The sequence below is a fragment of the Acutalibacter sp. JLR.KK004 genome, assembly GCF_036941085.1.
Lineage (GTDB): Bacteria > Bacillota > Clostridia > Oscillospirales > Acutalibacteraceae > Acutalibacter.
Genome location: NZ_JAYMNQ010000001.1, coordinates 2,184,353 through 2,200,879, shown reverse-complemented (window position 1 = coordinate 2,200,879; position 16,527 = coordinate 2,184,353). Strand labels below are relative to the sequence as shown.

General features: G+C 56.3%; 19 protein-coding genes and 1 pseudogene. 6 read left to right on the top strand and 14 right to left on the bottom strand.

What is annotated here, in order from left to right; all coding sequences use genetic code 11:
* The first annotated feature begins 64 nt into the window (after window positions 1-64).
* Complete coding sequence (locus VSQ30_RS11910; RefSeq protein WP_166554231.1) at window positions 65-484, top strand: hypothetical protein; 420 nt, start codon at window positions 65-67, stop codon at window positions 482-484.
* Between the two features lie 54 nt (window positions 485-538).
* Here VSQ30_RS11910 and pyk read toward each other — a convergent pair whose 3' ends face one another.
* Together pyk and VSQ30_RS11900 are read right to left on the bottom strand one after the other, a co-directional pair.
* Window positions 539-2,287: a pyruvate kinase gene (gene pyk, locus VSQ30_RS11905; RefSeq protein WP_334464278.1), complete on the bottom strand. Its 1,749-nt coding sequence runs from the start codon at window positions 2,285-2,287 to the stop codon at window positions 539-541.
* A 474-nt stretch (window positions 2,288-2,761) separates the two neighbouring features.
* A complete protein-coding gene (locus VSQ30_RS11900; RefSeq protein ID WP_334464276.1) occupies window positions 2,762-2,986 on the bottom strand; it encodes a DUF378 domain-containing protein in 225 nt (74 codons plus the stop codon).
* Between the two features lie 414 nt (window positions 2,987-3,400).
* Between VSQ30_RS11900 and VSQ30_RS11895 the strand changes: the two genes are divergently transcribed.
* Together VSQ30_RS11895 and VSQ30_RS11890 are read left to right on the top strand one after the other, a co-directional pair.
* On the top strand, window positions 3,401-3,847 hold the full coding sequence (locus tag VSQ30_RS11895) for a hypothetical protein (RefSeq protein ID WP_160641497.1): 447 nt from the start codon (window positions 3,401-3,403) through the stop codon (window positions 3,845-3,847).
* A gap of 25 nt (window positions 3,848-3,872) precedes the next feature.
* Window positions 3,873-4,502: a CpXC domain-containing protein gene (locus tag VSQ30_RS11890; RefSeq protein WP_160641498.1), complete on the top strand. Its 630-nt coding sequence runs from the start codon at window positions 3,873-3,875 to the stop codon at window positions 4,500-4,502.
* A gap of 80 nt (window positions 4,503-4,582) precedes the next feature.
* Here the strand turns inward: VSQ30_RS11890 and VSQ30_RS11885 are convergent, their stop codons facing one another.
* Complete coding sequence (locus VSQ30_RS11885; protein WP_160641499.1) at window positions 4,583-5,494, bottom strand: sugar phosphate isomerase/epimerase family protein; 912 nt, start codon at window positions 5,492-5,494, stop codon at window positions 4,583-4,585.
* Window positions 5,495-5,556: 62 nt separating this feature from the next.
* Window positions 5,557-6,033 carry a GNAT family N-acetyltransferase gene (locus VSQ30_RS11880; RefSeq protein WP_334464273.1) on the bottom strand — a complete coding sequence of 159 codons (477 nt, stop codon included), beginning with the start codon at window positions 6,031-6,033 and terminating at the stop codon, window positions 5,557-5,559.
* A 284-nt stretch (window positions 6,034-6,317) separates the two neighbouring features.
* On the opposite strand from VSQ30_RS11880, the gene rd reads away from it, so the two are divergent.
* Entirely contained in the window at window positions 6,318-6,473 is a 156-nt protein-coding gene (gene rd / locus VSQ30_RS11875) for a rubredoxin (RefSeq protein WP_334464272.1), read from the top strand.
* A 53-nt stretch (window positions 6,474-6,526) separates the two neighbouring features.
* On the opposite strand, the gene sigE is transcribed toward rd, so the two are convergent.
* Together sigE and VSQ30_RS11865 are read right to left on the bottom strand one after the other, a co-directional pair.
* Window positions 6,527-7,219, bottom strand: coding sequence for an RNA polymerase sporulation sigma factor SigE (gene sigE / locus VSQ30_RS11870; RefSeq protein WP_160641521.1), 693 nt, complete (start codon window positions 7,217-7,219; stop codon window positions 6,527-6,529).
* A gap of 67 nt (window positions 7,220-7,286) precedes the next feature.
* Window positions 7,287-8,126, bottom strand: a complete 840-nt coding sequence (locus VSQ30_RS11865) for a sigma-E processing peptidase SpoIIGA (RefSeq protein WP_334464271.1) — start codon at window positions 8,124-8,126, stop codon at window positions 7,287-7,289.
* A 460-nt stretch (window positions 8,127-8,586) separates the two neighbouring features.
* Between VSQ30_RS11865 and spo0A the strand changes: the two genes are divergently transcribed.
* A complete protein-coding gene (spo0A, locus tag VSQ30_RS11860) occupies window positions 8,587-9,351 on the top strand; it encodes a sporulation transcription factor Spo0A (RefSeq protein ID WP_160641503.1) in 765 nt (254 codons plus the stop codon).
* A gap of 372 nt (window positions 9,352-9,723) precedes the next feature.
* Here the strand turns inward: spo0A and VSQ30_RS11855 are convergent, their stop codons facing one another.
* The gene (locus VSQ30_RS11855; protein ID WP_334464269.1) at window positions 9,724-10,248 is read right to left on the bottom strand and encodes a peptidylprolyl isomerase; all 525 of its coding nucleotides are present in this window, start codon (window positions 10,246-10,248) and stop codon (window positions 9,724-9,726) included.
* A gap of 394 nt (window positions 10,249-10,642) precedes the next feature.
* Between VSQ30_RS11855 and VSQ30_RS11850 the strand changes: the two genes are divergently transcribed.
* Window positions 10,643-11,401, top strand: a complete 759-nt coding sequence (locus VSQ30_RS11850; protein WP_334464862.1) for an exodeoxyribonuclease III — start codon at window positions 10,643-10,645, stop codon at window positions 11,399-11,401.
* Window positions 11,402-11,493: 92 nt separating this feature from the next.
* On the opposite strand, the gene VSQ30_RS11845 is transcribed toward VSQ30_RS11850, so the two are convergent.
* The 7 genes and pseudogenes from VSQ30_RS11845 to VSQ30_RS20785 all read right to left on the bottom strand — a co-directional run.
* Entirely contained in the window at window positions 11,494-12,336 is an 843-nt protein-coding gene (locus VSQ30_RS11845) for a deoxyribonuclease IV (protein WP_334464267.1), read from the bottom strand.
* A complete protein-coding gene (locus tag VSQ30_RS11840) occupies window positions 12,330-12,683 on the bottom strand; it encodes an MmcQ/YjbR family DNA-binding protein (RefSeq protein ID WP_160641506.1) in 354 nt (117 codons plus the stop codon). The genes VSQ30_RS11845 and VSQ30_RS11840 overlap by 7 nt, the downstream gene beginning before the upstream one ends.
* Window positions 12,680-13,210, bottom strand: coding sequence for an NUDIX hydrolase (locus tag VSQ30_RS11835; RefSeq protein WP_334464265.1), 531 nt, complete (start codon window positions 13,208-13,210; stop codon window positions 12,680-12,682). The genes VSQ30_RS11840 and VSQ30_RS11835 overlap by 4 nt, the downstream gene beginning before the upstream one ends.
* A gap of 9 nt (window positions 13,211-13,219) precedes the next feature.
* Window positions 13,220-13,735 carry an NUDIX domain-containing protein gene (locus VSQ30_RS11830; protein WP_334464263.1) on the bottom strand — a complete coding sequence of 172 codons (516 nt, stop codon included), beginning with the start codon at window positions 13,733-13,735 and terminating at the stop codon, window positions 13,220-13,222.
* A 5-nt stretch (window positions 13,736-13,740) separates the two neighbouring features.
* Window positions 13,741-14,739 carry a Gfo/Idh/MocA family protein gene (locus VSQ30_RS11825; RefSeq protein WP_334464261.1) on the bottom strand — a complete coding sequence of 333 codons (999 nt, stop codon included), beginning with the start codon at window positions 14,737-14,739 and terminating at the stop codon, window positions 13,741-13,743.
* A 101-nt stretch (window positions 14,740-14,840) separates the two neighbouring features.
* On the bottom strand, window positions 14,841-16,049 hold the full coding sequence (gene pepT, locus VSQ30_RS11820) for a peptidase T (RefSeq protein ID WP_502876277.1): 1,209 nt from the start codon (window positions 16,047-16,049) through the stop codon (window positions 14,841-14,843).
* Window positions 16,050-16,100: 51 nt separating this feature from the next.
* Window positions 16,101-16,505: pseudogene (locus VSQ30_RS20785) on the bottom strand (GNAT family N-acetyltransferase); the annotation flags it as partial.
* Window positions 16,506-16,527: the final 22 nt, after the last annotated feature.

The following is a 16,527-nucleotide window of genomic DNA, read 5'->3' as shown; positions in this document are numbered from 1 at the left end:
ATAAGGAAAGGGAAAACAGCCCATACTACATATAAGAATTTTTCCAGAACCGAGGTGACAAGTGATGGATGAAAGGCAGCTTAAAAACTATAAAAGATATACCCTTGTGCTGCTTCTGGTAACGACAGGCGCATTAGTAGTGTGCGCCGCCGCCTTTTCATTTAAACGGGCTGCCCAGGGGCAAAACGTGAAGCCCCAGGCAGTGGTTACAGAACATTATACCCCAAAGCAGGCGGCAAGTCAAGAAACCCCTGCCCCGGAAAAAGCCGCTGCGGCAGAGGAGGGCGCTCCCCGCATCCAGGAATACCATGTGGGCATCTATAAAGGCCGGGTGGGCGTGTTCCAGGCAGGGAAGGGGACCCCTGTCCTGCTAAGCGAAACCCTGGCCCACCGTCTGCCCCAGGGGGACATCGACCTGCTGCAAAAGGGCATTCCTGCTGACAGCCTGGCAGAGGCCCGGGCCATTTTGGAGGATTACGAATAAGCCAGGGCCATGCGGAAAGCGCGGGAGGGGGCATGCAAAAGCATGCCCCCTTACTTATGTGGCGGAGGAAACCCGCCCTGTTTTGGCGTCCAGGGTTACCACAGTGCCGCTTTTCAGGATGCGTGCGGCGTGCTCTGCCCCGGTGATGACAGGCTTATCCATGGCAAGGCCCGCAATGGCGGCATGGGTGTTCAGCCCCGGCTGCTCGGTGATAATGCCGGAGGCCCGGCGGAGGTATTCCACCATGGCATTGTCTGTGTAGGGAGCCACGATGATATCCCCGTCCCGGAAGGTGGTTTTCAGCTCGTCAAGGTTTTTGCACACGCACAGGCGGGCGGAAACAGATTTTTCCGTAATGCCGGCGCCGGTTAAAAGCACGTGGCCCACCATGTGTACCTTCATCATGTTGGTGGTGCCGGACACCCCTAAGGGCACCCCGGCGGTTATCACCACCAAGTCGCCCCCCTGCACCATGCCTGTGTGCTCGGCAGCGTCTACGGCGTGGTCGAAAAGAGTATCGGTATCGCTTTCCTCCTCAATCAGCAGGGGATATACGCCCCAGGAAAGGCTGAGCTGCCGGTAGACGGTTTCCTCGGTGGTGCAGCCGATAATGGGGTAGAGGGGGCGGAATTTGGAGAGCTGGCGGGCGGTGATGCCGGACTTGGTGACTGTGATGATGGCGCTGGCCCCCAGATCGTGGGCCGTGGTGCAGGTGGCGTGGGAGATGGCGTTGGTCACGTCAAAGGCCACGTCGCTGTTGTCCCGGGAGTTGAAGCGTTTGATATAGTTGATGCTCTGCTCCGCCTTCTCCGCAATGCGCACCATGGTTTCCAGGGCCTCCACCGGGTATTTGCCCGCGGCCGTCTCGCCGGAAAGCATAATGCAGCTTGTGCCGTCGTAGATGGCGTTTGCCACATCGGTGGCTTCGGCCCGGGTGGGGCGGGGGTTTTTCATCATGGAGTCCAGCATCTGGGTGGCAGTGACCACCTGCTTGCCTGCCAGATAGGATTTCTGAATTAACTGCTTTTGCAGCACAGGCACGTCCTCGAAGGGGATTTCCACCCCCATGTCTCCCCGGGCCACCATGATGCCGTCTGCCACCCGGAGGATTTCGTCGATATTCTCCACGCCCTCCATGTTTTCGATTTTGGCGATGATGTTGACGGTGTGGCAGTTATATTCCTTTAAAATCCGGCGGATTTCCAGGATGTCCGCCGCGCAGCGCACAAAGGAGGCGGCGATGAAATCGAAGCCGTTCTGGATGCCGAAAATAATATCTGCCCGGTCCCGGGGGCTGATGAAAGGCATGGTGAGGCGGGTGCCCGGCACATTAATGCCCTTATTGTTGGAAACGCGGCCGCCGTTTACTACCGTACACATGATGTCCGTCTCCGACACATGCTCTGCCCGCAGTTCAATGAGGCCGTCGTCAATAAGCACCCTGGCCCCTGGCTGCAAATCCTTGGGCAGATCCTGGTAGGTAATGGACACCACCTTGCTGTCGCCGGGAGTGTCCCGGGTGGTGAGGGTGAAATTGTCCCCGGCCTGCAGCTCCACCGGGCCGTTCTCAAAGGTTTTCACCCGGATTTCCGGCCCCTTGGTGTCCAGGATGGTGGCAATGGGCAGGCCCAGCTCTTCCCGCAGGCGGGTGACCGCCTCCAGCTTGTGGGCCGCGTCCTCATGGGTGCAGTGGGAGAAGTTAAACCGGGCGGCGTTCATGCCGCCCAGCATCAGCCGGCGCAAGATGCCTTCGTCCTCTGTGGCGGGGCCTAAAGTGCAAATGATTTTTGTTTTTCTGAGCATAATATACCTGCCTTTCCGGTGAAAATAGGGTTTTCTCTGGGATTTTCCAGAGGCGAAAAATCGGTTTTTCCGTTTTTGGTTTTAGAAAAATGGCTCTGGAAAGCCATTTTTTGGCGGCTTAGGAGGGCGGTTTTGCAAATTTTGCATTTTTGATTTTGGTGTTTTTGAAATTATACAAATAGTATAATAGCGGCTATTTTATGCATATAGAAAAACTATACGCTTTAAGTTCCAGGTTTTTCCAGCCCTTGCAAGCGCCAGTTTGCCGCAAAAAAAAGAGCGCCCGCGGTATACGGGGAAGTCCTGGGGCGTGTGCCTCTTTTCTGGTTCTATTTTACTATATCCTGCCGGCTTTCGCAAGATGCCTCATATGTTTTGCGCGCCCTCGCGCGGCAGGGGTGCCGGAGCGCGCAAAAAAGAAGGATCCGGCGCCGCAAAGGCACTGGATCCTTCTTGCCTGCCTGGAAAGGCAGCTTACCCCCGGACGCTTTCTTCCCGGAATTCCTCCCGGTCCCGGAAGATGAGGGCCATGCACCACAAAGCGCAGACAGCCACCAGCGTGTAAATCACCCGGGCCAGTATGGTGGCCTGGCCGCCGCACAGCCAGGCTACCAGGTCGAAACGGAAAATACCTACCAGGCCCCAGTTCACGCCTCCCACTACCGTGAGGATCAAAGCGATTCGGTCCATCATGTTCATGGTCGTTCCCCCTCTTGCTTTTTGCAGCGCCTTTTTACAGGCGCCGGCTTTTGCAAGCCGGCCCTTTGTTTCCGCCTTAGAAAACAAAAAGGCTCGCTTAGCTGGCACACCTGGCGTTTTTGCATCTTTTCAGGTGTGCTGACCATAGTATTGCCCTCTGAAAAGCCGTCCATGCAAAAGAGGGGGTTGTCATATTTTTGAAAACGGCGCAGAACAAACGCCTTTCAAAATGGAGGCACACCGATTTCCCCAGCAGGGCGGCCTTGCCGCCGAATCAAAGGAGCTGATTTTTGGATAAAACCGGGGGCTGGAGAAAAAAAGGGCTGTTATTTTAGAGGGAAATGCGGTATACTATTAAGGTATAAGGGGCATGACCCGAAGCGGCAGGGCGCCCGGAGAAAGGATGGCGTTTTTATGGACGTGATAAAAAACATTGGCAGGGCAGTGGGCTATGCGGCTGCGGCCCTGGGGCATAAGCACAAGAAAACCGCGGTGCTCAACCGCATCCGCACAGTTATCCGCTGCGAGGAGCGGGCGGCCCAGAAGGAATATCTGGCCTTAGGCCGGTATTACTATCATGCCCTGCGGGACAAGGAAAATCTGGTGACAGAGCCTCACTGCGCCCAACTGGATGAAATTGAGGCCCGGCTGGAAAAGGCCCTGGAACTGATGCAGGCCTGTGCGGATGAAAGCTTTGCGGGGCTGGAGGGGGACGCCTGTCCCTGCGGCGAGGACTGCGAGGAAATCACCCTGGAGGATGTGGCCTGCTATGATGAGGATCCCGGCCTGGAACTGGAGGTGCCGGCAGAAGAGGAAAAGAATGAACCGGAGGAGAGCGCTGGCCTGCCCTTTGAGGGCTGAAAGGCCCTGGGAGGGAATTTAGGGAATGTCAACTGAAATTTTAAAGGATATCATCTGCCCCCAGTGCGGGGAGGCCCAGAAATACCGGCTGTTTGCCAGCATCAATGCCCAGGAAAATCCCGAGCTGAAGCAGCAGGCGCTGGAGGAAACTGTTTTTGACTGGCGGTGCCAGCGGTGCAATTATTTTGCCGCCATGGCTTACCCCTTCCTGTATATGGATCCCCAGGCCCGCTATGTAATCTGCGTGACCCCCGGGGGCGGCGGGCAGGCGGCAGAGCCTACTGAAGCAGTGGAGGATTTCGTGAAGCGCCGGGTGAAAAACCTGGCGGAACTGAAGGAGAAAATCCTCATATTTGACAGCGGCCTGGATGACGTGGCGGTTGAGGTGGTGAAAAACGCCCTGTGTACCATCATCAAGAACAAGTATACCGCCAACCGTGTACATGCCTATTTCAGCCGGGTGCAGGAGGGGAACATGGAGTTTGCCATCTTTGTCCCCGGCCAGCCGGAGCCGGCGTACCACTCCACCCGCATGGAGGTGTACCAGCAGTCCCAGGAGGTGCTTCGCACCTTGGACTTCCTGGATCCCCCTGGCTTTGCCACCATCGACGCGCGTTTGGCAAGAGGGATTATCGAGCAGTATCAGGCCACGTGAGCCAAACCTTTTCACAGGCAGGCAAATGAAAATCCCGGAAATCGCAAAAGGTTTCCGGGATTTTTCTATGCAGTCAAAAATCAGTCGAGAATCATCAGATCCCGCATGTACTTGATGGTGTACTTCACACCCTTCTCGCCCTTTTCGCCGCGCCAGGTGGGGCTGTGAGGCTCGATGGCAAGGTAGCCGTCATACCCGTACTTATAGAGGATGGCAAAGAAGGCCCGCCAGTTGATAACGTCGATGCCGGCAGGGGGGTTGTCATACCAGTCGTTGTCCACATGGCTGGTGGCGGAGGCAAGCTCGTCCTTCAGCTCCGGGAACTTCTCCACCAGGGCGCGCTTTGCCCACATGTCAGGCTCTTGGGACTCGCCCCGCTGGATAACGCCTTTGATGTGGCAATACTTGAAGTGCTTGCCCCACTCCAGGCCCTCGGTGAGGTAAGCGCCGTTCTGGCCGCCGTGTACAAAGCTGTGGGAGGGATCGTACTTGATGCCCAGGCCCGGCACCTCGCTGAGAATCAGCTTCCACTGCTCGGGGGTGCGGATATAGTTATCGCCCATAATGCAGTTGACAATGGCGCACTCCATGCCCTTTTCCTTGGCATAGGCCACAATGTCGTTTAAGACTTTAATGGCGCAGGTGATATTTTGATAATAGGAAATCTCCTTCACATAGGCGCAGGAGCACAGGTAATATTTGGCGCCCAGATACGCGCCGAAGTCGATAACAGACTTGACAGCCTCCCATTCTTCCGGGATAACCTGGCCCTTCTCGTCCAGGATGCGGCTGGCCCAGCGGCCCACCGCGCCCACCTCTACCCCGGTGCGCTGGCTGGCAGCCTTTAAATCGGCCTTCACAGCGTGAAGCTCCTCTACAGGCCTGCCGAAAAAGGCGGTGGGGTTGCAGTCAAATTCCACGAAGTCCAGGCCCAGCTCTTTGGCGTGGTCAAAGCTTTGGACTTCGGGTTGGGAGATGATACCGAGTTTCATAAAACTTTCCTCCAAAAGAATATTTGAATAAAAGCCCTAATACATCACAGTGACTTTGTGTATTACAGCTTTGCTTCCAAAGTGACGGAACGGGTGGCAAATCCTAATTTTTCATAAAAACGCAAGGCGTCTGAATTGAAAGGCCATACCATCAGGGTGATGCGCCCGGCGCCCTTTTCCATTGCCGCCCGTTTTACAGACTCTATCAAAGCCCTGCCCACCCCGGCCCTGCGGTATTCCTCCGACACATACAGATCGCCGATATGGGCAGCCTTTACGGGATGGAGGAAAGGCGCGGCGGGCGGTTCTTTTATGGTGGCCATGCAGATGCCGGCGGGCCTGTCCCCAACCTCGGCGATGAGGGCGATTTCATTAGGAGAGGCCAGCAGCTTTTCAAAATCCGCCTGAGTAAAGAGATGCTTGCAGGGAGCAAACAGATCGGGGCGGGCTTGCTGGTGCATGGCGTGCAGGGCGCCATCAAATCTATCGAAGGCGGGGAAATCGGTCAGAACCATGGAGCGGATGGCAGCCGGGGCCATAGAAGCCCCCCTTTCTGTGCAGGCCCCCAAACGGCCTGCTACTTTAATGTTTTAGATGATCGTAACACAAATTACCCATGCTTGCAATAGAAATTGGGAAATTGGAGAAAAAAGTGAAAAAAGAATGGAGGATTTTGATAGTTTCTTTTGCCTGGGAGGGAAGGGGAGAAGGTGGGCTGCGTAAATTTTTATGGGGCTGCTGGACTATATTTCTGAATTGGAATAAAAAACCCGCGTCCAGGGCATATTATAATACAATAGATTTTTGCAAAGGAGGCGTTCTTGTGGTATACGTTTGCGAAGCCTGCGGCTACCGGTACGATCCCGCCCTGGGCGATCCGGATAACGGCATTGCCCCTGGCACCAAGTTTGAGGACATCCCTGAGGATTGGGTTTGCCCCCTGTGCGGCCTGGGAAAGGATCAGTTCGTGGAAGAGTAAAGCAGAAAAGCGGCACAGCATTGCGCTGTGCCGCTTTTTTGCCCTGCGGGCGCTTACCCCGCCTTCTCCAAATCCCGCCGCAGCCGGGTGATAATCCGCTTTTCCAGCCGGGAGATGTAAGACTGGGAGATGCCCAGCTCGTCTGCCACTTCCTTCTGGGTGTGCTCTTTTTTAGAGGCAAGCCCGAAGCGCAGCTCCATAATGGTCTTTTCCCGGGGCGGCAGGCGGCTGACTGCGCTGAGGAGCAGTTCCTTTTCCGCTTCCTGCTCCACGCCCCGGTTCACCGCGTCCGGGTCGCTGCCCAGCAGGTCGGAAAGCAGCAGCTCGTTGCCGTCCCAGTCCACGTTTAAGGGATCGTCGATGGAAATTTCGTTGCGCAGTTGAGAGCTTTTCCGCAGGTACATGAGGATTTCATTTTCAATGCACCGGGAGGCATAAGTGGCCAGCTTGATGTTTTTCTCCACCCGGAAGGTGTTCACTGCCTTAATAAGCCCAATGGTGCCGATGGAGATGAGATCCTCCACCCCGGCGCCGGGGCTTTCAAACTTCTTGGCGATATACACCACCAGCCGCAGGTTGTGGGTGATAAGCGGCTCCCTGGCGCCGGGCACGCCTTTTTGCACCTCTTCCAGCACCTGGGCCTCCTGGGCCTTGGTGAGGGGAGGGGGCAGGGTGTCCGGGCCGTTTATGTAGTGGCAGTCCAAGGGGAAAAGCCGCCGCCAGATACGGGCGGCATGGAAGCGCATAATGGAGAACAGCGTATGGAACATGGGAAAAACCTCCGTTTCTATAGGGAAAATCGTATGCCCTGCCTCATTCGGGAAAGAGATCCGGGTTGAACAGGGCGGAAAACTGCCCGGCTGAAAGAGGGCTGCGGCATACGGCCAGATAACAGGGCAGCTTTTGCCCGGTGCCCTTGATGGAAACGCAGTCCGGGCGGAAGGCAGGCAGCAGGCCAGAGCCTCCTACGCTGGAAAAGGGCACCAGGCGCATGTGGTGGGCGGCGGCCTCTGGGCAGGGGCTGGTTAGGAAGTCCTGCACAGGCTGGGGCACAGCAGCTTTCAGCGCTTTCTCCTCGCAGATAATGACAGGCAGGCCGGAGAAAGGCTCCCGCAGGGCGTTGCCTGTGTCTGCCTTGGCGGCAAGCTCTACAGCCGCGCCCTGGTGGCAAACCTGCAGGGTACACAGCCGCAGGGCGGAGGCGTCCCGGGGGAAAAGCCGCTGGATGGCCCAGAAAAGGCCATAGGCCAGGCAGGTGAAGAAAAAGAGCAGGGGCAGGGAGATATCCAGATAAAGGGCGCTGCCCAGCACAGCCATGTTCCGGGGGGCCAGGAACCGGATGAGAAAAAGGAAAAAACCTGCCAGTAAAAAAGAGCACAGCCACATGCACAGCCAGGCCCGGGCCAGCCTCCGCCAGGGCAGGGGCCAGAAAGCGCCCCATACAGCGACCAAGGCCCCTGCGCCCCCGGCGGGCAATGCTGCCCAGGCAGGCAGGGGGACAAGGCTTATAAGGCCGCACAAGGCCCCGAAAAGGCCTCCCAGCACCAGCCGCCCCCCCTTGGCTTCCAGGTGCAGGAAAGCCCGGACACACCACAGCAGGAAAAAGTCTATGTACAGGTTTACAATGATGAATACGTCTGCGTATACTACCAATGGCATCCCCCCAGTCCATATATGATTATAAGCCTGGCAGGAGGCTTGATTCTGTCGCATTGTGGACAGGGGCGGAAAAAAGGCCGTGCAGGAAATAGAAAGTGAAAAAGTACTACATGATATTTTTCTGAAAAGGCAATATTTGTCCAAAGAAATTATATTATAAAAAAACTATAGTTTATACAGAGGGGATAAACCTGTCAGGCTTCGACGGCGATGTGCGACATGTGTTTACAAAATTTGAGCATACATGATATTGTGGCTATACTAAATATCACCATCGAATATTGTAGCTTTTTGTATGTCTGAATTTGTAGGAAAATTTGTTTTCCCTGAAAAAGGAAAATATCCCGCCAGATTCGACAGGATATTTTTTTGCTTTTTTATGTGAAAACACTTGCAGGAAAACAGGTTATGTGGTAAGATCTATTCACTTCAAAATATTACCGGGAGGTTCGGCATGGAAAAGCAAATAAAGATACTGATATGTGCGGATGACGGCGAATGGGGCCGTGAACCGCTGGAAAAGCTGAGACAGCGGGGAGGCCTGGCAGTGTTCGCCCCGAAAGACGGGCAGAAGGCTGTGCAGAGGATTAAGGAGGAGAAGCCTGCGGTGGTGCTGATGGATCTCTTTATGCCCGGCCTCGACGCTATCGGCGTGATACATGCAGCGGCCCAGGAGCTGGCAGCAGACCGGCCCATGTACATAGTAACCGCTTCTTACACCACGCCGATTTTAGAGCGCGAGGTCATTGGGGCGGGGGCGGCATACTTTGCCCTCTCGCCCTACGACAAGGAGGAAATGGTGGAACGCATTTTCTCCCTGAACGCCCTGCGGGGCCGGCATTTTGACTCGGAGCCTGTAAGCCCTGGCCTGCGGGTGCAGGTGACTGAGATCCTGCACCAGATTGGGGTTCCCGCGCACATTAAAGGCTACCATTACCTGCGGGATTCCATTATGATGGCCATTGAGGATCCGGAGGTCATCAATGCTGTCACCAAACAGCTATATCCCAGCGTAGCCAAGCGCTATGGCACCACCAGCTCCCGTGTGGAGCGGGCCATCCGCCATGCCATAGAGGTGGCATGGGATCGGGGAGACGTGGATGTGCTGAACTCCTACTTCGGCTATACCATCCACAACACCCGGGGCAAGCCCACCAACAGCGAGTTTATTGCCATGATTTCCGACAAGCTCTGCCTGCAAATGGCCAGTGCATCCTGACCTGCCCGTGCATTCCCCCGTCCCCTCAGACGGGGGAATGCTTGTTTCTACAGGCACATAGCGGCTTCCTTTGGCTTTTAAACCCGGCTCCATACTGTTTCCGGCGCGATAACAGTATAACAAAGAACATGGGTGGAATTTGTCGAAATCTGACGCTGTTACACATTTTCTTGTAAAAAAAGAATGAACAAGCGCTATATATGGTATAGGAAAACAAGACAAGAAAGATTTAAGACAGCAGATTTTTAAGACACTTTGGGTGATAGATCGCCTCCCTGCCCCGTTCAGAAGGGAAAAAGGAAAGGCCCCTGCCGTATGGCGGCGCGGGAAGCCTTTCCTTTTTTGCAGTGCCCTGCCTGTCCATATGAAGATTTACCGTTCCGGCAGCGTGTCCGGTTCGGGATACTCGGTGCCAAAGGTTTCTACCGTAACTTTCTCCATCACCTGATCCTCATCGGGACGGTCGGCCCGGCTGCGGGGGACGGAAACAATGGCCTGGGCAGCCTCCATGCCTTCAAGCACCTTGCCAAAGGCGGCATACTGCCCGTCCAGATAGGGAGCGTCATCCACCATAATGAAGAACTGGGAGCCGGCGCTGTCGGGCATTTGGGCGCGGGCCATGGAGAGCACGCCGGTGGTGTGCTTCAAATCGTTCTTTACGCCGTTGGAAGCAAACTCCCCTTTAATGCCGTATCCCGGGCCGCCCATGCCGGAGCCTTCGGGATCCCCGCCCTGAATCATAAAGCCGGGGATGACCCGGTGGAAGATGGTGCCGTCATAAAAGCCCTTTTTGACAAGGGAGATAAAGTTGTTGACCGTGTTGGGGGCAACGTCGGGGTAAAGCTCTGCCTTGATAACCCCCTGGCTGGTCTGGAACGTGACAACTGGATTTTGCATATGGGAAACCTCCGTTTTCAAATGTCTTTTTGCTCATTATACCCGCAAAGGGAATTGCTGTCAAATGGGTGCTAAGTTGCAAAGCTAAAAAAGAAGCCCACTGAATTTCTAAATGCTTAATTTTAGGGTCAACCCCTTTTAAAAAGGGGTTGCGGGGTGTGGGGTGGAACCCCACGACTTTGCGCTATCTGCATAAAACGCCCCGCAATGGGTATTTCCCCGCCAAATGCCCACCTTGCAAAGGGGGGCCGGATGTGGTATGATGGTAAAAACATAAGGGGATTAGGGCCTGTTTGAAAATAGAGAAAGTGCCAGATTTTTGAGACAAAACGCCCGTTTTGGGTAAAAGATGGTGTTTGCGGTTTTTCAAACAGGCCCTAGAGGGTGCGGTATGATGAAAAAGCTGGTTTCTTGGAACGTAAACGGCCTGCGGGCCTGTATGGGCAAGGGTTTTTCGGAGTTTCTGGAGCAGGAAGGGCCGGATGTTATCTGCCTGCAGGAGACGAAAATGCAGCGGGAGCAGGGGGATTTCGCTTTCCCCGGCTACCATGAATACTGGAACTCCTGCCAGGTGAAAAAGGGGTATTCCGGCACAGCCCTGTTCACAAAGGAGGAGCCGCTGAAGGTGTCCTTTGGCATTGGCGAGGAGGAATATGACGGGGAGGGCCGGGTGATCTGCGCCGAATTTGAAGGATATTTCCTGGTGACAGTGTACACCCCCAATGCCCAGCGGGGCCTGGAGCGCCTCGGCTTCCGCATGGGCTTTGAGGACGCGTTCCGGGGGTATCTCCAGGCCCTGCAGCAGGAAAAGCCTGTAATTGTCTGCGGGGACATGAACGTGGCCCACAGGCCCATTGACCTGAAAAACGCCAAAGCAAACATCGGCAACGCCGGGTTTTCCTATGAGGAGCGGGGGAAGTTTGCCGAGCTGCTGGCCTGCGGCTTTCTGGACACCTTCCGCCACTTTTACCCAGAACAGGAGGGGGCTTATTCCTGGTGGAGCTATATGTATAACTCCCGGCAGAACAACGTGGGCTGGCGCATCGACTATTTCCTGGCAGACCAGCGCCTTGCGCCCCAGCTTGCGGACAGCCGCATCCTCTCCCAGGTGCAGGGTTCGGATCACTGCCCGGTAGAGCTGGTTCTGCGGTAACTATATAGCCTGCCTGTGGAAAAGGGCGGCAGAAAAATCATAGTAAAATGCAGCGGGAAAGCATGAGAGAATGCTTTCCCGCTTTTATCGCTTTATTGGGTCTTATCTTGGTACAATCCCTTCATCAGGGCGATTTCCCGGCCATACCCCGCAAGGTCGTTGGGGGTTTCCAGATAAAAGGGCAGTTCCCGCAGGGCCGGATGGTTTATGATGCGCTCCAGGGCCTCTAAACCCAACTCACCCTCGCCCAGCTTCTGGTGGCGGTCTTTGTGGCTGCCCAGAGGGTTCATGGTGTCGTTGAGGTGGACGGCCCGCAGCCTCCCAAGGCCAATCACCTTGTCAAATTCCTCCAGCACCCCGGTAAGGTTCCCGGCAATGTCATAGCCGCCGTCAAACACGTGGCAGGTGTCCAGGCACACTCCCAGCCTGTCTGAAAGGTTCACCCGGTCTAAAATGTCCCGCAGCTCCTGGAAGGTGCGGCCCACTTCAGAGCCTTTCCCAGCCATGGTTTCCAGCAGCACGGTGGTCTGCTGCCCTTCCCAGAGAATCTCATTGAGCTGGGCGGCGATAAGCCCGATGCCCCTTTCCGCCCCCTGCTTTACATGGCTGCCGGGATGGAAATTGTACATGCTGCCGGGGATGTGCTCCAGCCGCTGCAGGTCGTCCAGCATGGTTTCTTTGGCAAAGGTGCGCAGGCCCTCGTCGGCGGCGCAGGCGTTCAGGGTATAGGGGGCGTGGGCCAGGATGGGGAAGAAGCCCTGTTCCGCCGCTAAGGCCCGGAAGGCCGCCACGTCCTCCAAATCCAGGGCCTTGGCCTTGCCGCCCCGGGGATTGCGGGTGAAAAACTGGAAGGTGTTGGCCCCGATTTTCACCGCATCCTTCCCCATGGCCAGGAATCCCTTGGCGCTGGAAAGATGGCATCCGATTTTCAGCATTTTTTTCTCTCCTTTACAACTGGCCCCGTAAGGCGGAAGCTGTCTCCAATCATGTTTTTCACGTCCGCCTCCGGCACCAGACCCAGCACAATGGTGTTCCAGTGGGATTTGTTCATGTGATAGCCGGGCAGCACGCCGCCGGGGTAAGCGCCCCGCCAGAAAGCGGTGTCTGCCGGGGCGCACTTCACGTTTACCCGCATTTTCCCTTGATACTCATACACAAAGGCAAAGCTCTTTTTGTTGGACTTGTGCCGCAGCACTGTCCAGTTGTTATCGTGAAAGGGCGCGTCGGCATAGGCGTCCTGCCACTGGAGGCAGAAATCCACCACCTCCTGCCGGGTGGTCATGGCTGGCCCCCGTCTTTCAGCAGGCGCTCTATCACCATCCTGTCCCGGGTCACCCAGGGGATGGGGCTTTCGCCCCGGGCGCAGAGTTCCGCCTGCTCTTTTTCAGCCCGGCGGTTCTGCTCCAGGGCTTCCGGAAGCGCTGCCCACACAGGGCAAAACCCGTGTTCTTCTTCGTATTCGTCCAGCTTCTGTTTTGCGGCAGGGCCTTCCACCTGGCAGAAAAAGTAGTGGGATTCCATCTCCACCATGTCCGCGGACAGCCCCCGGCGGCGCTCTGTGACCACGCCCCATTTTTCCAGGGAACCTGCCGCCACGGTATACCCGGTTTCCTCCCGCACTTCCCGCAGAAGGGTTTCCTCCAGGGTTTCCCCTGGCTCCGCGCCGCCGCCGGGGAACTTGTAGTCCCCGTATTTTTCCCGCACCAGCAGATATTTGCCCTGGCGCTCTATGATGCCCCGCACAGCAGTGCGCCGGAAAACAGAGCCGCCCTCCGAGTAGTTGTGCAGGTCAACCGTAAATTCTGTCATGCTTCCTCCTTATACCGCGTTCCCTTCTTGCAGGAGCCGTTCCATCACTTTAATTTCCCGGAGAAGCCGGGCAGGCCAGGGCGCGGTGACGCCGCTTTCCTCCAGGCGGCGGTTTGCGGCCAGGGCTTCTTCCAGATCCATCCATACCGGGCGCAGCCCGTCTTCCGCTTCGCCCTCGTCCAAAAGCTGCTCCCCGCCGGCCCCGCTTATTTCGCACAGGAAATAGTAAGAATCCATTTCCAGGATGTCCGCAATCAGGCCCTTGCGCCGCTCCCGCACCACGGCCCATTCCCGCGCTGTCTCCGGCCTTACGGAGTAGCCGCTTTCTTCCTTTACCTCCCGGCACATGGCGTCTGCCAGGGATTCCCCGTCTTCCACGCCGCCGCCGGGGAACCGGAGGGCGCCGTTATGGCCCGTTACCATCAGGTATTTGCCGTCCCTATGGGCGATGCCCCGGGCCGCTACGCGTTTATCCGTTTTCCCGTCTGGGTTGTAGTTTTGTAAGTCAAACGCCAGTTCAATCAACCCGTTTACGCCTCCTTGTCGCTTTCAAACCGCACCCCCAACTGCCGGCGGGCCTCCTCCAAAAATTCCGCCACCCACAGGCTCAGCTCCACGCAGTGGGCATACGCTTCCCGGCTTTCTTCCGGTTCCTGGATATAACGGTAAAAATCTTTGGCTTCCCAGCCCATCAGCTTATACTTTTCGTCCTCGCCGTAAAGCTTTTCGGTTGTGCCGTCCTTATGCCACAGGGAGATGTTGGCAAGGCGGGAAACGGACTCCACATAGACAGTGCCCTCATTCCCCTGGAAATCGGTGTTGGCCCCGGCCTGGCCCAGCTTGGAATAGGTGAGGGTTACCAGCTTGTCCGGGTATTTCATGGTGAGTATGCCTGCCCCGTCTGCCCCGGTGTGAAGCTTTATGCAGTCGGCCTGAAAGCTTTCCGGCCTGCCGAACAGGTGCAGGGCAGGATACACGCAGTATACCCCCAAATCCATCAAAGAGCCGGTTTCCAGCTTGGGGTTAAAGATATTGGGCACCTGCCCCTCCAGGAAGCTGTCCAGCTTGGAGGAGCGCTGGCAGAAGTCGATTTTTGCCATGGAGATGTTCCCAATCTTTCCCAGGGCCTCTTCCAGCACCGCCCGCTGGGGCAGGTGCATGAACATAATGGCTTCTAAGAAGATAACGCCCTTTTCTTCTGCCAGCTTCACCAGCTCTTTCACTTTTTCCGCCTGGGCGCACAGGGGCTTTTCGCAGATGACATGCTTGCCTGCTTCCAGCAGCACCCGGCACTGCTCATAGTGGGCGGCGTTGGGGCTGGCGATATACACTGCGTCCACCTCTTTGCAGCGGGCCAGTTCCTCCACATCTGTAAAGACCAGCTTTGCCCCATGCTTTTGAGCGTAGGCCTCTCCCCGCGCCCTGTCCCGGGAGTATACGGCTGTCAGCTCCCACAGGCCGCTGTCCTTGGCGCCGTGTATATATTCGTCGGTAATCCATCCTGATCCAATTGTTGCAAACCGCAGCATAGCGCTTTCCATCCTTTCTTGGGGCGCTGCCCCAAACCCCGCCAGGGAAACTTTTTTTCAAAAAAGTTTCCCTGGACTCTTCAAAAAATTTTGATTTGTTTTTATTCCGCTATTTCCACCGCGGTCTTGATGATGTCCTTGATGGCCTCCATGTCCTCCGCCACAACATACTCCAGCTTGCCGTGGGCATTGGCGCCGCCTGTGCAGATGTTGGGGCAGGGCAGGCCCATGTAGGAAAGCCGCGCCCCGTCTGTGCCGCCCCGGATGGGGATGGCGAAAGGTTCCACGCCGTTTGCCCGCATGGCCTTCTCCATGGTTTCGATTACCTCCCAGTGGGGCAGGATCTGCTCTTTCATGTTCCGGTAGCTTTCCGTGATGGCAAGCTTTACAGGCTTTGAGGGATACTTGGCGTTCAGGTATGCTGCCGCGCCCTCCATCACCTTTTTCTTTGCTTCAAAGAGCGCCGCGTCATGGTCGCGGATGATAAACTCCATTTTGGTGTGCTCCACATCGCCCTGGATGCCGTCCAGATGGATGAAGCCCTCATAGCCTTCTGTATACTCGGGCTTCTGCTCCCGGGGCAGCATCCCTACAAACTCCATGGCAATCTCCATGGAGTTTACCATTTTCCCCTTGGCGCTGCCCGTATGGATGGAAAGCCCTGAAACCTCCGCCACAGCCGCGGCTGCGTTGAAGTTTTCATATTCCAGCTCTCCCAGATGGCCGCCGTCTACAGTATAGGCGAAGTCGCACCCAAAGCCCTGCACGTCAAAGTGGTCGGCCCCCTGGCCGATCTCCTCGTCCGGGGTGAAGCCCAGCTTTACTGTGCCATGAGGCTTTTTCTCCAGGAGTATCTCCCTGGCGGCGCAGAGAATCTCCGCCACGCCGGCCTTGTCATCCCCGCCTAACAGGGTGGTGCCGTCAGTGGTAATCAGGGTTTTGCCCTTCTGCTCTTTCAGGGAGGGGAAGTCCGCGGGGGAGAGGGTCAGCCCGCTTTCTCCCAGCTTGATGTCCCCGCCGTCATAGTTCTCAATCACCTGGGGCTTGATGCCCTCGCCTTTCACCCCGCCGTAAGTGTCCATGTGGGCGATAAAGCCCACAGTTTTCCGGCCCTCCGCTGTGGCGGGGATGGTGCCGTATACATACCCTGTGTCAGACATATAGGCGTCCGCAATGCCTATTTCCTTCATCAGGTCTACAATGTGCGCACCTAAAACCTTCTGCCCAGGGGTGCTGGGGGTGACGCCAGTGGCGGGGTCGGAGTTGGTGGGATAGGAGATTAAATCTAAAAACGTTTCCTTTACAGACATAGTGTAAACCTCTTTCCTGTTTTGATTTTTCTGCACATCATACCGCATGGGGGTAAAGCGCGCCCCGTTTTTTTCCTGCTCCTCCGACAGGGCTGTAAAGCCCAGATGGAGGTAAAAGGGCAGGCCGTAAGGGGTGGCGTTCAGGGTGATGGCCTGCAGGCCGGGGCTTTTCCGAAGCCTGTCCGCTAAGAGATACCGGAAAACAGCCGTACCCACGCCCTGGCGGTGGTATTCCTTTTTTACAAAGGCTTGGCAGATATGGGTTTTGTCGGGCCGCAGAATCATCACGCCGATGATTTCCTCCCCGTCAAAGGCGCCGTAAACCGGGCAGATCCCCTGCCGGCAGGCCCGGATAAATTTAGGGTTTTCCGTAGTTTCCTGCCGGAAGGCTTCGGCTGCGTCCTCGCCCTCAGCAGGAGCGTCAAATTCCAGATACACCTGCCAAATCAGCGCCATGGCCGCCGGGATCTCATGGCTT

Coding starts and splice junctions, on each gene's coding strand:
- VSQ30_RS11845 (WP_334464267.1), bottom strand. CDS start 12,336: ATGCTGAAAATCGGATGCCATCTTTCCAGCGCCAAGGGATTCCTGGCC.
- VSQ30_RS11850 (WP_334464862.1), top strand. CDS start 10,643: ATGAAAAAGCTGGTTTCTTGGAACGTAAACGGCCTGCGGGCCTGTATG.
- pyk (WP_334464278.1), bottom strand. CDS start 2,287: ATGCTCAGAAAAACAAAAATCATTTGCACTTTAGGCCCCGCCACAGAG.
- VSQ30_RS11885 (WP_160641499.1), bottom strand. CDS start 5,494: ATGAAACTCGGTATCATCTCCCAACCCGAAGTCCAAAGCTTTGACCAC.
- spo0A (WP_160641503.1), top strand. CDS start 8,587: ATGGAAAAGCAAATAAAGATACTGATATGTGCGGATGACGGCGAATGG.
- VSQ30_RS11880 (WP_334464273.1), bottom strand. CDS start 6,033: ATGGCCCCGGCTGCCATCCGCTCCATGGTTCTGACCGATTTCCCCGCC.
- VSQ30_RS11895 (WP_160641497.1), top strand. CDS start 3,401: ATGGACGTGATAAAAAACATTGGCAGGGCAGTGGGCTATGCGGCTGCG.
- VSQ30_RS11840 (WP_160641506.1), bottom strand. CDS start 12,683: ATGACCACCCGGCAGGAGGTGGTGGATTTCTGCCTCCAGTGGCAGGAC.
- VSQ30_RS11835 (WP_334464265.1), bottom strand. CDS start 13,210: ATGACAGAATTTACGGTTGACCTGCACAACTACTCGGAGGGCGGCTCT.
- VSQ30_RS11910 (WP_166554231.1), top strand. CDS start 65: ATGGATGAAAGGCAGCTTAAAAACTATAAAAGATATACCCTTGTGCTG.
- VSQ30_RS11890 (WP_160641498.1), top strand. CDS start 3,873: ATGTCAACTGAAATTTTAAAGGATATCATCTGCCCCCAGTGCGGGGAG.
- VSQ30_RS11825 (WP_334464261.1), bottom strand. CDS start 14,739: ATGCTGCGGTTTGCAACAATTGGATCAGGATGGATTACCGACGAATAT.
- VSQ30_RS11855 (WP_334464269.1), bottom strand. CDS start 10,248: ATGCAAAATCCAGTTGTCACGTTCCAGACCAGCCAGGGGGTTATCAAG.
- pepT (WP_502876277.1), bottom strand. CDS start 16,049: ATGTCTGTAAAGGAAACGTTTTTAGATTTAATCTCCTATCCCACCAAC.
- sigE (WP_160641521.1), bottom strand. CDS start 7,219: ATGCGCTTCCATGCCGCCCGTATCTGGCGGCGGCTTTTCCCCTTGGAC.
- VSQ30_RS11900 (WP_334464276.1), bottom strand. CDS start 2,986: ATGAACATGATGGACCGAATCGCTTTGATCCTCACGGTAGTGGGAGGC.